Origin of the sequence: Streptomyces sp. MS191, from assembly GCF_008042125.1 — a bacterium.
Classification (GTDB): Bacteria; Actinomycetota; Actinomycetes; order Streptomycetales; family Streptomycetaceae; genus Streptomyces.
Map to the genome: position 1 here is coordinate 593718 of NZ_RDBI01000066.1, position 13896 is coordinate 607613.

General features: G+C 71.9%; 13 protein-coding genes. 5 read left to right on the forward strand and 8 right to left on the reverse strand.

Features of this window, described 5'->3' with window-relative positions; genetic code table 11:
• The first annotated feature begins 4 nt into the window (after positions 1–4).
• Positions 5–1522, forward strand: coding sequence for a glycoside hydrolase family 3 protein (locus EAO71_RS31345; RefSeq protein WP_147981160.1), 1518 nt, complete (start codon positions 5–7; stop codon positions 1520–1522).
• A gap of 96 nt (positions 1523–1618) precedes the next feature.
• On the opposite strand, the gene nagB is transcribed toward EAO71_RS31345, so the two are convergent.
• Complete coding sequence (gene nagB, locus EAO71_RS31350) at positions 1619–2404, reverse strand: glucosamine-6-phosphate deaminase (protein ID WP_147981161.1); 786 nt, start codon at positions 2402–2404, stop codon at positions 1619–1621.
• A 704-nt stretch (positions 2405–3108) separates the two neighbouring features.
• Between nagB and EAO71_RS31355 the strand changes: the two genes are divergently transcribed.
• Positions 3109–4575 carry a sensor histidine kinase gene (locus EAO71_RS31355; RefSeq protein ID WP_147981357.1) on the forward strand — a complete coding sequence of 489 codons (1467 nt, stop codon included), beginning with the start codon at positions 3109–3111 and terminating at the stop codon, positions 4573–4575.
• A 191-nt stretch (positions 4576–4766) separates the two neighbouring features.
• Here EAO71_RS31355 and EAO71_RS31360 read toward each other — a convergent pair whose 3' ends face one another.
• Complete coding sequence (locus tag EAO71_RS31360; RefSeq protein WP_003953983.1) at positions 4767–5024, reverse strand: WhiB family transcriptional regulator; 258 nt, start codon at positions 5022–5024, stop codon at positions 4767–4769.
• 317 nt (positions 5025–5341) lie between these two features.
• A complete protein-coding gene (locus EAO71_RS31365) occupies positions 5342–6310 on the reverse strand; it encodes a diacylglycerol/lipid kinase family protein (RefSeq protein ID WP_147981162.1) in 969 nt (322 codons plus the stop codon).
• A gap of 90 nt (positions 6311–6400) precedes the next feature.
• Between EAO71_RS31365 and EAO71_RS31370 the strand changes: the two genes are divergently transcribed.
• Positions 6401–6826 carry a hypothetical protein gene (locus EAO71_RS31370; protein ID WP_147981163.1) on the forward strand — a complete coding sequence of 142 codons (426 nt, stop codon included), beginning with the start codon at positions 6401–6403 and terminating at the stop codon, positions 6824–6826.
• Between the two features lie 55 nt (positions 6827–6881).
• Here the strand turns inward: EAO71_RS31370 and EAO71_RS31375 are convergent, their stop codons facing one another.
• From EAO71_RS31375 to EAO71_RS31385, 3 genes are all read right to left on the reverse strand, one after another.
• Complete coding sequence (locus tag EAO71_RS31375) at positions 6882–8006, reverse strand: RNA polymerase sigma factor SigF (protein WP_261992430.1); 1125 nt, start codon at positions 8004–8006, stop codon at positions 6882–6884.
• On the reverse strand, positions 7895–8308 hold the full coding sequence (locus EAO71_RS31380; protein ID WP_123457481.1) for an ATP-binding protein: 414 nt from the start codon (positions 8306–8308) through the stop codon (positions 7895–7897). Before EAO71_RS31380 ends, EAO71_RS31375 begins: the two co-directional genes overlap by 112 nt.
• Positions 8309–8569: 261 nt before the next feature.
• Entirely contained in the window at positions 8570–8830 is a 261-nt protein-coding gene (locus EAO71_RS31385) for a UBP-type zinc finger domain-containing protein (protein WP_147981165.1), read from the reverse strand.
• A 40-nt stretch (positions 8831–8870) separates the two neighbouring features.
• Here EAO71_RS31385 and EAO71_RS31390 point away from each other — a divergent pair, with 40 nt between their 5' ends.
• On the forward strand, positions 8871–10466 hold the full coding sequence (locus EAO71_RS31390) for a Na+/H+ antiporter (protein ID WP_147981166.1): 1596 nt from the start codon (positions 8871–8873) through the stop codon (positions 10464–10466).
• A 29-nt stretch (positions 10467–10495) separates the two neighbouring features.
• Here the strand turns inward: EAO71_RS31390 and EAO71_RS31395 are convergent, their stop codons facing one another.
• Complete coding sequence (locus EAO71_RS31395; protein WP_147981167.1) at positions 10496–11407, reverse strand: 1-aminocyclopropane-1-carboxylate deaminase/D-cysteine desulfhydrase; 912 nt, start codon at positions 11405–11407, stop codon at positions 10496–10498.
• Positions 11408–11474: 67 nt separating this feature from the next.
• A complete protein-coding gene (locus EAO71_RS31400) occupies positions 11475–12080 on the reverse strand; it encodes an N-acetylmuramoyl-L-alanine amidase (RefSeq protein ID WP_147981168.1) in 606 nt (201 codons plus the stop codon).
• A 373-nt stretch (positions 12081–12453) separates the two neighbouring features.
• Here EAO71_RS31400 and EAO71_RS31405 point away from each other — a divergent pair, with 373 nt between their 5' ends.
• A complete protein-coding gene (locus EAO71_RS31405; protein WP_147981169.1) occupies positions 12454–13869 on the forward strand; it encodes a family 2B encapsulin nanocompartment shell protein in 1416 nt (471 codons plus the stop codon).
• The last annotated feature ends 27 nt before the right edge of the window (positions 13870–13896 follow it).

Sequence of the window (13896 nt, forward strand, 5' to 3'; positions counted from 1 at the left end):
GCCCATGACCACACTCGTACGCGGCACCGACACCCTGACCCGCGACGCACTCACCGTGCTCCAGCCGGGTTTCGTCGGCACCACCGCGCCCGACTGGCTGCTGCGCCGCATCGGGGAGGGACTCTCCTCGGTCGGCCTGTTCGGCCGGAACATCGACACCCCGGAGCAGCTCGCCGCGCTCACCGCGCAGCTGCGGGCCGAGCGGGACGACGTCCTGGTCGCCATCGACGAGGAGGGCGGGGACGTCACCCGCCTCGAGGTCCGGCAGGGATCCTCCTTCCCCGGCAACCACGCCCTCGGCTCCGTCGACGACACCGATCTGACCCGGGCCGTCGCCCGGGAGCTCGGCCGCCGGCTCGCCGCGTGCGGGGTGGACCTCAACTGGGCCCCCTCGGCCGACGTGAACTCCAACGCCGACAACCCGGTCATCGGGGTCCGGTCCTTCGGGTCCGACCCGGACCTGGTGGCGCGTCACACCGTGGCGTACGTCGAGGGCCTCCAGGCCGTCGGCGTCGCCGCCTGCACCAAGCACTTCCCCGGGCACGGCGACACCAACGTGGACTCCCACCACGCGCTGCCCCGGATCGATGTGGACCTCGCCACACTGCACGCCCGTGACCTGGTACCTTTCCGCGCCGCGATCGCAGCGGGTTCCAAAGCGGTCATGAGCGCGCATATTCTGCTCTCCGCGCTCGACCCGAACCGTCCGGCGACCCTGAGCCCGCAGATCCTGACCGGTCTGCTGCGCCAGGAGCTGGGCTTCGACGGGCTGATCGTCACCGATGGCATGGAGATGCAGGCCATCGCGTCGACGTACGGCATCGAGCGCGGATCCGTCCTCGCGATAGCCGCGGGCGCCGACGCCATCTGCGTCGGCGGCGGGCTGGCCGACGAGGGCACCGTACTGCGGCTGCGCGATGCCCTCGTCGACGCGGTACGGACCGGTGAACTGCCCGAGGAACGGCTGGCCGACGCCGCGGAGCGCGTGCGCGCCCTGGCGTCCTGGACCCAGGCGCACCGGGTCAGGGGGGCTGTTTCGGGGCCGGGCGCGGCAGTGCAGGAGGGGACCGCGCCCGGCACCGACATCGGACTCGTCGCGGCCCGCCGCGCCCTGGTGGTGACCTCGGGGGAGCGGCCCTACGCGCCGATGACCGGCGCTCCCTACGTGGCCTCCTTCACCCCGGTCGCCAACTTCGCGGTCGGTGACGAGACGCCGTGGGGTGTCGCCGCGGAGCTGGAGCGGCTGCTGCCCGGCACCCGCACGGGCTCGTACGCGGAGCCCTCGGTGGACGCCGTGCTCGCCGCCGCGGGGGACCGGGGCATCGTCGCCGTCGTCCGGGACGCCCACCGGCACCCGTGGATGGCGGAGGCCCTGGACGGCCTGCTGGCGGCCCGCCCGGACACCGTCGTGGTGGAGATGGGCCTGAACCAGGCGGCGCCCCGTGGGGCCCTGCACATCGCCACGCACGGCGCCGCGCGGGTCTGCGGCCGGGCTGCGGCGGAGGTCATCGCCGGGGCCTGAACCGGTGAGGCTCCGAGCGGTGCACACGAAGGAGGGCCGGTACTCCCACGGGGGTACCGGCCCTCCTTCGTGTGCCGGAGGCCGTACCGGCTCGGGTCAGATGCCCTGCCAGCCCGGCTTGTCGGCGAAGGTGTGGCGGAAGTAGTCGGCGAGCTTCAGCTTGGAGGCGGCGGCCTCGTCCACGACCACCGTGGCGTGCGGGTGCAGCTGGAGCGCGGAGGCCGGCACGAGCGCGGCCACCGGGCCCTCGACGGTCTGTGCCACGGCGTCCGCCTTGCCCTCGCCGGTGGCCAGCAGCACCAGGTGCCGGGCTTCCAGGATGGTGCCGATGCCCTGGGTGATGACGTGGTGCGGCACCTGCTCGATGTCGTTCTCGAAGAAGCGCGCGTTGTCGACACGGGTCTGCTCGGTGAGGGTCTTGATCCGGGTGCGGGAGGCGAGGGAGGAGCACGGCTCGTTGAAGCCGATGTGCCCGTCGGTGCCGATGCCCAGGATCTGCAGGTCCACGCCGCCGGCGGCGGCCAGCGCGCGGTCGTAGGCCTCGCAGGCGGCCTGGACGTCCTCGGCGGCGCCGTCGGGGCCCATGAAGGCGTCCTGGGAGAGCCCGAGCGGCTCGACGACCTGGCGGAGCACGGTGGAGCGGTACGACTCGGGGTGCCCGGTCGGCAGCCCGACGTACTCGTCCAGTTGCGCGATCCGGGCGCGCGAGGCGTCCACGGAACCGGCCGCGACCTGGGCGATCAGGGCTTCGTAGATGGGCAGCGGGGTCGAGCCGGTGGCAACGCCGAGCAACGCGTCGGGCTTGCGGCGCAGGAGGCCGGCGATGCCGTCCGCGATGAGCTCGCCGCCTGCCTTGGCGTCCGGGACGATGACAACTTCCACGCTGTGCCTGCCGATCTGGTGAGGGGCCTGTGTGGTATAGACCAATCTAAGTTTCAATCTAGCAGAACGGGAGCCCTTCGCTCAGGTCCGTCCGCGGGACGGACCCCCCTCTTCTCATGGTCGACCGGCGCCCTCGGCCCAGCCACCCGGCCGGCCCCGTGGCCACGGGCCCGCGGGGTCGTCGCACCGGGACCGGGGCGCGGGCCCCGTGCGCAGGTCGTCGTCGACGGGGGCGCGGAGGGGGTGCGGGCGGGCGCTCGGTGGCGCCGGGGTGTTCCGGGGTGCCGGTGCCGTCCCGCGGCCGGAGGCGGCGACGGAGGGCCGCGCGCGTTGAGCGGATCGGCCCCGGGGGCCGTATCCCCGGAGGAAGGGCCCGGAAAAACCCGCGGGCCGCGGCGCCTGACGGGACCCTCAACCCGTCCGGCACCGCAGCCCGGAGTTGCCCGGCCGGGGGTGTGCGGTCCCGCGGCCGTGAAGGAGGTCTCGACGCAGTCAGGGCAGAGAGCGCCGGGTACCTCGTTCCACCCTCCTGTGCGGGGAGAGTGGAGGTCTGCTGATGCTTCCCTGTCATTCTGGACTAGACCATTCTGGTCTGTCCATCCATATCGACAGGGGCCTTCCCGGCCCATCCTCCAACACGAACGCCGTGAGATCCAGGTTCATCGCCCCTGAATTCCGCGGGTACGCTCGCACCTGTGCCCTCCATGAACGACCTCGTCCGCCAGCACACCGCTCTGAGTGAGTCCGACCTCGAGTGGCTCCACCTGCTGGTCTCGGAGTGGCAGCTGCTCTCCGACCTCTCCTTCGCCGACCTCGTGCTCTGGGTTCCCACCCTGGACGGCACCCGCTACGTCTCCGTCGCCCAGATGCGGCCCAACACCGGCCCGACCTCCTACCAGGACGACATGGTCGGCCACCTCGTCCCGCGCGGCCGGCGTCCGCTGCTCGACGCCGCTCTCGACGAAGGGCGCATCGTCCGCGAGGGCGACCCCGAGTGGCGGGAGGAGGTCCCCGTACGGGTCGAGTCCATCCCCGTGCGCCGCGAGGGCCGGGTGCTCGGCGTGATCGCCCGCAACACGAACCTGCTGACGGTCCGGACCCCGAGCCGGCTGGAGCTCACCTACCTCCAGTCCGCCTCCGACCTGGCCCAGATGATCGCCGCCGGCTCCTTCCCGTTCGCCGGCGAGGCGGTCGACATGGACGCCTCGCCCCGCGCCGGAGACGGCCTGATCAGGCTCGACGCCGACGGCATCGTCCAGTACGCCTCGCCGAACGCCCTCTCCGCCTACCACCGGCTCGGGCTCGCCGCCGACCTGGTCGGCCAGCACCTCGGCCAGATCACCGCCGAACTCGCGCCCTCCCGCGGCCCCGTGGACGAGGCCCTGGTCAAGCTGGCCTCCGGCTACGCGCCCCGCGAGGCCGAGGTCGAGGGCAACGGCGGCGTGATCCAGCTGCGGGCGATCCCGCTCAAGCCCAAGGGCACCCGCATCGGTTCGCTCGTCCTGCTCCGGGACGTCACCGAACTGCGCCGTCGCGAGCGCGAGTTGATCACCAAGGACGCCACCATCCGGGAGATCCACCACCGGGTGAAGAACAACCTCCAGACGGTGGCGGCGCTGCTGCGCCTCCAGGCCCGCCGCATGGACTCGGACCGCGGTCGCGAGGCGCTCAACGAGGCGGTGCGCAGGGTCGGTTCGATCGCCATCGTCCACGAGACGCTGTCCCAGAACCTCGACGAGCGCGTCGAGTTCGACGAGATCGCCGACCGGGTGATCGCGATGGTGGCCGAGATCTCGCCCGGCAAGGTCACCTGCCGGCGCAACGGCCGCTTCGGCATCCTCGACGCCGAGGTCGCCACCCCGCTCTCCATGGTCCTCACCGAGGTGCTGCAGAACGCCCTGGAGCACGCCTTCGCGCCGGGCGAGCAGGGCACGGTCGAGGTGGCGGCCGTCCGCGGCGAGCCCCGCGCCGACGCCCGGCTGCTGATCACGGTCCGGGACGACGGCCGGGGTCTGCCCGAGGGCTTCGACCCGCAGCGCGCCGGCAACCTCGGTCTGCAGATCGTGCGGACCCTGGTGGAAGGGGAGTTGGGCGGCACGTTCGACATGCAGCCCGGCCCCGAGCGCGGCACGAAGGTCGTCCTCGACATCCCCGTGCGGCCCCAGAAGTAGCGCGCGGCCCCGGAAGCGGCGTGCCGCACCCCGCGGCGGTCCTCCGCGGGTGTGCACAGCAGCGAGCCCCGGACCGAGTGGATCGGTCCGGGGCTCGAATGCTGTGGGTTACTGCTGCGCGCTGCGGCTCAAGGGCGGTGATTGCGTACGCGATGTACGCGCCGCTTGCCTGAGGCTCGTCGCGGGTGGCGTCAGGCGCTGGCGTTACGCGCCCGGTTGCGAGCGGCACGGCGCTTCATCGCGCGGCGCTCGTCCTCGCTGAGGCCACCCCAGACGCCGGAGTCCTGGCCGGACTCGAGCGCCCACTGCAGGCACTGCTCCATGACGGGGCAGCGGCGGCAGACGGCCTTGGCTTCCTCGATCTGCAGCAGCGCAGGACCGGTGTTGCCGATGGGGAAGAACAGCTCGGGGTCTTCCTCACGACAAACGGCGTTGTGACGCCAGTCCATGGCTGCTACCTCTCTTGGTATTACGTGCAGGTTGCTTGTGAATGTGAACGCTTTCACGAATCCCCCCGCAACGGAAGGGCCGACTGCCAGATGAACTGGTGTGGTCCTGAGACTGAGGAGGGGTTCTGGCTCTCAGTGGAGGCCGGTGTTGCGGGCCGTCCCGATCGCCATGAAGAGATTCGCAAACCTCGGCTGCGGATACAACCCCTTCCGGAAAGTTTTTTTTGATTCCTCGGTGTCGGCTAGGTCACAGCCGTACTTCTAAGGGGTGGATGGCAGCCTAAACGTTCGAGTGAAAGGACTTTGGGCCCTTCCACTCACACAATCACACGCAGTGCACGGCGTACGCCTGTGAACGCCACGCTCGTACGCAGTCCGAGGTGGTCGCCGTCCATCTGCAGGGGCAGCGGCACCTTCGAATGCAAGGTGAAGTCGGTCAGGTCGTGCAGAGTCCTCGCGTGCTTGCCGTGCGGGCCGCGTTCGGGTGTCGAGGTGAGCAGCTGAGTGGCGTAGCGGGCCACCGCCGGGGTCGACAGCCGGCTCAGTCCCAGGACGTCCAGCGCGGTGTCGAAGGAAGCCTCCGGGGACGCGTACACCGGGCGATTGCCCAGGTAGGTCCAGGGGGAGGTGTTGCAGATTATGGACAGGACCAGGTCCTCGACCGGGTCCTCGCCGGGCCGCTCCAGGGTGATGGTGCCGTGCCGGCGGTGCGGCTCCTCCAGGAACTGGCGGAGCACCTGGCGCAGGTACAGGGCGTGGGTCGAACGCTTGCCCCGCTCCCGCTGCTGTTCGACTCGGCCGATGACACTCGCGTCGAATCCGAAGCCGGCGCAGAAGGTGAACCAGCGGGCCGGTACCGCCTCGTCCTCGGTCCCCGGGGCGCCGGACGCCAGCCCGAGGCTCACTGTGCGTGCACGGCGTTCACGGAGTGCGTCGAGGAGCGCGCCCGTCGCCTCCACCGCGTCGTTCGGCAGTCCGAGTGCGCGGGCGAAGACGTTCGTGGACCCGCCGGGGACCACCGCGAGGCCCGGGAGCCGGTCGGGATCGGGGCCGTTGTGGAGGAGGCCGTTGACGACCTCGTTCACCGTGCCGTCGCCGCCGAGGGCCACGACCAGCTCGACGTCCTTGGACTCGGCGGCCCGTCTCCCCAGGTCACGGGCGTGCCCGCGGTACTCGGTGGTGACGGCTTCCAGCTTCATCTCGCTGGCGAGGGCGTGGATGAGCACGTCACGGGTGCGGGCACTGGTGGTGGTTGCTGCCGGATTGACCACGAGAAGTGCGCGCATGGCCGCCAGGGTACCTACCCGGCGGTACCGGGCCCAGTCGCGGCCACCTGGCGGACGGCGCGGAGGACCGTCCCGGCTACCCTGCCAGGTATGAGCAGTACGGAGCAGAGCGCTGAGCAGACGTCCCGCCCCGGCCGGCTGACGGCCGCCGCCGCGGTGGCCGGCATCGAGGCCCTGGCCCTGGTGGCCGGCGGCCTGTACGTCCTCGTCACCGGTCTCACGGGCAGCCCCGACGACCTGACCCAGGCGGTCATGGGCGGGGCGACGCTGATCGTGCTCGGCCTGATCCCCGGGGCCGCGGCCCGCGGGCTGCTGCTGCGCCGGGGCTGGAGCCGCGGCCCGGCGATCATCACCCAGATCCTGGCGCTGCCGGTCGCCTGGCAGCTGCTCCAGGCGAACAGCGCGATGATCCCGGCCGGCATCGCCCTCGCGGTGCTCGCCGTGACGGGCCTGGTGCTCCTGGTGAACCCGGCGACGACGCAGGCCCTCGGCATCCGGCGCCCCGGCGACGCGTAGAGGGCGCCCGAGACGGCGGAAAGCCCCGGCCCGAAGGCCGGGGCTTTCCCTCGTCCTACTCCTCCACCAGCAGCTTCTCCCGCAGCTGGGCCAGCGTGCGGGCCAGCAGGCGCGAGACGTGCATCTGGGAGATGCCCACCTCCTGCGCGATCTGCGACTGGGTCATGTTGCCGAAGAAGCGCAGCAGCAGGATCCGCTTCTCCCGCGGCGGCAGGTCCTCCAGCAGCGGCTTGAGGGACTCGCGGTACTCCACGCCCTCCAGCGCCTCGTCCTCCGCGCCGAGGGTGTCCGCCACGGCCGGGGACTCGTCGTCCGTGTCCGGGACGTCCAGGGAGAGCGTCGAGTAGGCGTTCGCCGACTCCAGGCCCTCCAGGACCTCCTCCTCGGAGATCCCGAGCCGCTCCGCGAGCTCGTGCACGGTCGGCGAGCGGCCGTGCTGCTGGGAGAGCTCCGCCGTCGCCGTCGTCAGCGAGAGCCGCAGCTCCTGCAGCCGGCGCGGCACCCGGACCGCCCAGCCCTTGTCCCGGAAGTGCCGCTTGATCTCGCCCACGACCGTCGGCGTCGCGTAGGTCGAGAACTCGACACCGCGCTCCGGGTCGAACCGGTCCACCGACTTGATCAGGCCGATCGTCGCGACCTGCGTCAGGTCGTCGAGCGGCTCGCCGCGGTTGCGGAAGCGCCGTGCCAGGTGCTCCACCAGCGGCAGGTGCATCCGCACCAGCCGGTTGCGCAGCTCCGCCTTCTCCGGCGAGCCCTCCGGCAGCTTGCGCAGCTCCACGAAGAGCGCGCGCGCCCCGCTCCGGTCGTGCGGATCCGGAGCCTCGCGCGGCTCGGGGTCCTCGGCGGGGGCGGCCGTCTCGTGGACCTCGGCGCCCTCGTCGGCCCCGACCACCACAGGGGCCTCGTCGGGCCCCGGCGCGTCCTCGGGGGCCCCGGGCACGCCGGGAACCGCGTTGTGCTGCTCGTGCTCGCTCATGTGGACCGCCTGCTCCGTAGCGACCTCGACCCCGACCTCCGGATGCGGCCTCGCCTGCTGGTCAGGGATGCCGGCCGTCGCGTCCCCGCTCCTCACGCCGGGCCTGGCCCCGCGCCGCGCTGTTTGTACAGGCTGATGGAGACCGTGCGGTCCTCCGCCACGGACGACTCGACCTTCCCGGCCAGCGCGGACAGCACCGTCCACGCGAAGGTGTCCCGCTCCGGCGCCCGCCCGTCGGTGGTCGGCGCGGAGACCGTCACGTCGAGCGAGTCGTCGATCAGGCGGAACACACAGCTGAGGACGGACCCCGGTACGGCCTGCTGGAGCAGGATCGCGCAGGCCTCGTCGACCGCGATCCGCAAGTCCTCGATCTCGTCGAGGGTGAAGTCCAAGCGCGCCGCGAGGCCGGCCGTGGCCGTACGCAGCACGGACAGGTAGGCACCCGCAGCGGGCAGCCGGACTTCCACGAAGTCCTGGGTCCCGGGCTCGCCTGCGATCTGGGACACCCTCACCTCCAAGGTGGCACAAGCTCATTCGGGGCCCGGGGGGAAGGCCCCCCGAACCGGGCGGTACGCAGTCGGTTGCGCATTCCGCCGTGACGCTACCGCGATCCACGCCGACCTGTCGCCGTGGGCCTCGGCGAAGACCCCTCCCACGCCCGTCACTCATGGTAAGGCCATGAGTACGCACAGTGGGTAGAGGGCTGCGGGGCCCAATTGAGAGCGGCGGGCGGTCGATTGGCCGCGGAGGGGTGACGTACCCAGCCGTCAGACGATCGAACCGTCCACGAAGCACCAGCGCCAGCGCTCGTTCGGCTCGAAGGTCCGCATCACCGGGTGCCCCGTCGTCGAGAAGTGCGCCGTCGCGTGCCGCCCGGCCGACGAGTCGCAGCAGCCGACGTGCCCGCAGGCCAGACAGAGCCGCAGCTGCACCGGATGCGTACCCGCGGCCAGGCACTCCGGACAGGTGTCGGTGAGCGGCGGAGGTTCGGGCCGCGGCATTTCGGCGACGTGCAGGCACTCGGTCATGATGGCCAGGCTACGTGGTGGATCGAGACGGGGACCGGGCATGGACGCACTGCAGCTGGTGGGACTGGTCGCGGCGAGCGCCGCGGTGGCCGGCGTGGCCCGCAGGACACCGGTGCCGGCACCGCTGCTCCTGGTCGCGGCGGGCCTGGCCGCCTCGTACGTCCCGGGCGTCCCCGACTACACGCTCGACCCGCACATCGTGCTGCCGCTGATCCTGCCGCCGCTCCTCTACACGGCCGCGGTCGAGTCCTCCTACCTGGATCTGCGCGCCAACATCCGGCCCGTCGCCCTGCTCTCCGTCGGCTACGTCCTCTTCGCCACGGTCGCGGTGGGCTGGCTCGCCTACGTCCTCGTCCCCGACCTGCCGCTCACCGCGGCGCTCGTGCTCGGCGCCGTGGTCGCTCCGCCGGACGCCGTCGCGGCCACCGCCATCGCCCGCAAGCTCGGCCTGCCGAACCGCATCACCACGATCCTGCAGGGCGAGTCCCTGGTGAACGACGCCACCGCGATCACCGCGTACAAGGTCGCCCTCGCCGCCGCCGTGGGGGAGGGCGTGAGCTGGGTCGGCGGCATCGAGGAGTTCGCCCTCGCCGCGCTCGGCGGGATCGGCGTCGGCCTGGTGCTGATGCTCCCCATCCACTGGCTGCGCCGCCATCTGGGCGAGGCGCTGCTGCAGAACACCCTCTCCCTGCTGATCCCCTTCGCCGCCTACGCGGCGGCCGAGGAGGTCGGCGCCTCCGGCGTCCTCGCGGTGGTCGTCGTCGGCCTGTTCCTCGGGCACCGCAACTGGCAGGTCGACTTCGCGACCCGGCTCCAGGAGGAGGCGGTCTGGAAGATGGTGGCCTTCATCCTGGAGTCCGCCGTCTTCGCGCTCATCGGGCTCCAGCTGCCCTACGTCGTCCAGGGGCTCGGGCAGTACGGGATGGGCGAGGCGGCCTGGTACGCGGCCGGCGTCTTCATCGCCGTGGTCGTGGTGCGGTTCGTCTGGGTGTACCCCGCGACCTTCCTGCCGCGCTGGATGTCGACGCGGATCAAGGAACGCGAGGCCGGGGTCGACTGGAGGGCACCGCTGATCGTCGGCTGGGCCGGCATGCGCGGCGTGGTCTCCCTCGCCATCGCCTTCTCGATCCCGGTGGTCACCGACGGCGAGGAGTTCCCGGCCCGCAACCTCGTCCTCTTCCTCACCTTCACGACCGTGATCGGGACGCTGGTGGTGCAGGGACTCACCCTCCCGCCGCTGATCCGGCTCCTGAAGCTGCCGGGCCGCGACACCTACGCCGAGACGCTGGCCGAGGCCCAGGCCCAGAGCGAGGCGTCCCAGGCTGCGGAGGCACGCCTCGACGCCCTGCTGGAGGACGAGCGCAACACGCTGCCGCCGCCGCTGGCCGACCGGCTGCGCACGGTCCTGGAGCGGCGGCGCAACGCGGTGTGGGAACGGCTCGGCGCCGTCAACGAGGTCACCGGCGAGACGGTCGACGACACCTACCGGAGGCTCGCCGGGGAGATGATCGCCGCCGAACGCGAGGTCTTCGTCCGGCTCCGCGACGAGCGCCGGATCGACGACGAGATGATGCGCACCCTGCTGCGCCGCCTGGACCTGGAGGAGGCGGCGGCGTACCGGGAGGAGAGCGGCTGAGGCGCCCGGCCCCGGCCCCGGCCCGGCGGTCAGTCCCGGCGGCCGGACCCGTCCGGCGCGCCCGTGATCACCGCCGCCAGGGTGGTGCCGCGGGCGAACGCCCCCTCCCGCGCCAGGGTGAGGAGCCCGAGGAGCATTTTGGCGACATAAAGACGCTCGATGGCGAGTCCATGCCGCGCCTCGAAATCCTGAGCGAACGCGTCCAGGGCTGGGGTCGAACGGGCGTACCCCCCGCAGTGGAAACGCTCGTCGAGCGTCCAGGAGCCCCGCGGTCCGCCGAAGGCCGCGGACTGCAGGTTCCTGACCTCGTCGCCCAGGAAGCCGCCCCTGAGGACCGGGACGCCCAGCGCCCGGGTGCCCTCGCCGAGGCCCGCCGCCAGGCCGGCGAGGGTGCCGCCCGTGCCGCAGGCCACGGCGACGACGTCCGCCGCGCCGGACAGTTCGCGGCCGAGTCCGACGCAGCCCCGGACCGCGTGCGCGTTGCTGCCGCCCTCGGGGACGACGTACGTGCCGGGCGGGCAGGAGGCGAGCAGCCCGGCCAGCACCTCGGGATCGTCCTTCGCGCGGTACGTTCCGCGGTCCACGAACACCAGCCGCATGCCGTCCGCCGCGCACCGCGCCAGGGAGGGGTTCAGCGGCCGGCCGGCGAGCTCGTCGCCGCGTACGACCCCGATCGTCCCGAAGCCGAGCAGCCGCCCGGCGGCGGCCGTGGCGCGCAGGTGGTTGGAGTACGCGCCGCCGAAGGTGAGCACGGGGCGGCCGTCCGCCTCGGCCAGGTTGGGGGCGAGCTTGCGCCACTTGTTGCCCGGCAGCTCCGGGTGGATCAGGTCGTCGCGCTTGAGCAGCAGCCGCAGGCCGTGCCCGGCGAGGCGCTCGTCCTCGACCGGCTCCAGCGGGGAGGGGAGCCGGGGGTGCAGGCGGGAGAGGTCGAACGCGTTCACGCGTCCATTGTCGGACGCGGGCGCCGCCGCACCGCGCGGGGGCGCCCGCCGTGTGCCCGGGGGTGTCTCAGGGCCGCTCGCGCAGGCGCTCGGAGATCCGCTCCCGCATCGAGGCCATCGTGAAACCGCGCGGGTCGACCTTGCCCGGCTGCCACTCCAGGTGGCCGATCACCGAGCGGTGCGTCCAGCCGTGTGCCCGGCACAGGGCCGCCGACACCTTCGCGATGGCGTCCAGCTGCACCTTGGGCCACGGGTCCTTCCCGTCGCCGAGGTTCTCGCACTCGAAGCCGTAGAAGTGCCGGTTGCCGTCCGTGGTCGCCTCGTCGTCCGGGGGGAGGCGGTGCTCGGCGATGACCGCCCGCAGGACCTCGTCGTCGCCGAGCCCCGCGTGGTTGGCGCGGCCGTATCCGACCAGATGGACCCGGCCGTCCTTGGCGATGACGCCGTGGCAGAGCGGGCCGGGCAGGGCGGCGTGGCCGTCGCGGCAGATCCGGACGGTGTTCGCGGTGCCCTTGGTGACGGTGTGATGGATCATCACGCCGTGGACGGGGCCCCAGGGGCCCTTGTGGTTCCGGTTGTGGGTCGCCAGGTTCCGCGCGGCGGCGGTACCGAGACTCTGCTGCGGGCCTGCCTGATCCGCGCGGACCTCGTCGCCAACCGAACCAACGGACATGGAACTCCCTCTCGATATGACTGAACTGCGAGAGGAAGCCTTTCAGCACGGAGAGTGCACGCGCCATTACACAAATGAGTGGGAGTGGATCTCCTCCGGCCGAGGGATGTGAGCGATGCGAGGAAGGGGGAGCGGGCGGGAGTGGAGACCCACCCGAGTACGGAGTGTCCCGCTCCGCCGTTCACCGTTCGGAGGGTGTGCGAGCCGATCAGGCCATTGCGCCGGGTGACGGGATCGACTGGGCTGTTCGAGTGGAAGCGCGCGACATGCCCAGCCGGAGGAGATCCACTCCCACTCATTTGTGTAATGGCGCGTGCACTCTCCGTGCTGAAAGGCTTCCTCTCGCAGTTCAGTCATATCGAGAGGGAGTTCCATGTCCGTTGGTTCGGTTGGCGACGAGGTCCGCGCGGATCAGGCAGGCCCGCAGCAGAGTCTCGGTACCGCCGCCGCGCGGAACCTGGCGACCACCACCAAGTCGGCCCCGCAGATGCAGGAGATCACCTCCCGGTGGCTGCTGCGGATGATGCCGTGGGTGCAGGTGCAGGGCGGTACCTACCGGGTGAACCGGAGGCTCAGCTACAGCGTGGGGGACGGCCGCGTCACCTTCGTGCAGACCGGCGAGCGCGTCGCGGTCATCCCCGCCGAACTCGGCGAACTCCCTGCCCTGCGCGGGTACGAGGACGAGGAGGCGCTCACCGAGCTGGCCCAGCGCTGCCGGCAGCGCGAGTTCGCGCCGGGCGAGGTGATCACCACGGCGGGCGAGGACGCCGACCGCGTCTACCTCCTGGCCCACGGAAAGGTCGAGCAGCTGGGCGAGGGCCCGTACGGCGACGAGGCGATCCTCGGAGTCCTCGCCGACGGGGCGTACTTCGGCGACGACGCCCTCACGGACCCGGACGCCAGGTGGGCCTGGACCGCTCGCGCGGCCACCGCCTGCACGGTCCTCGAACTGACCCGCGACGACGTGCGCAACCTGGCCGAGCGCGCCGGATCGCTCGCCACCCACCTCGCGGGCGTGGCCGCCCTGCCCCACCAGCGCACCAACAAGTACGGCGAGGCCGAGATCGACCTCTCGGCCGGTCACGTCGGCGAGGCGGTCGTCCCGCACACCTACGTCGACTACGACGCCTCGCCCCGCGAGTACGAACTCTCGGTCGCCCAGACGGTGCTGAAGGTGCACAGCCGGGTCGCCGATCTCTACAACCAGCCGATGAACCAGACCGAGCAGCAGTTGCGGCTCACGGTCGAGGCGCTGCGCGAGCGCCAGGAGCACGAGCTGATCAACAACCGCGAGTTCGGCCTGCTGGCCAACTGCGACTACGGCCAGCGGCTGCAGCCGCACGACGGCGTGCCCAGCCCGGACGACATGGACGAGCTGCTCTCCCGCCGCCGCGGATCGAAGATGTTCCTCGCCCACCCGCGTGCCATCGCCGCCTTCGGGCGGGAGTGCAACAAGCGGGGGCTCGTCCCCGAGTCCATCGAGGTCAACGGAAACCGGATCCCGACCTGGCGCGGGGTGCCGATCTTCCCGTGCAACAAGATCCCCGTCTCGGACGCCCGGACCACCTCGATCATCTGCATGCGTACCGGCGAGTCCGACCAGGGCGTGATCGGCCTGCACCAGACCGGCATCCCGGACGAGATCGAGCCGAGCCTGTCCGTGCGCTTCATGGGCATCGACGAGCAGGCGATCATCTCGTACCTCGTCACGGCCTACTACTCGGCGGCCGTGCTCGTCCCGGACGCCCTCGGCGTACTGGAGAACGTGGAGGTCAGTCGCTGGCGCTGAACCGGCGAGCCGACGGCGGGGGCCCCG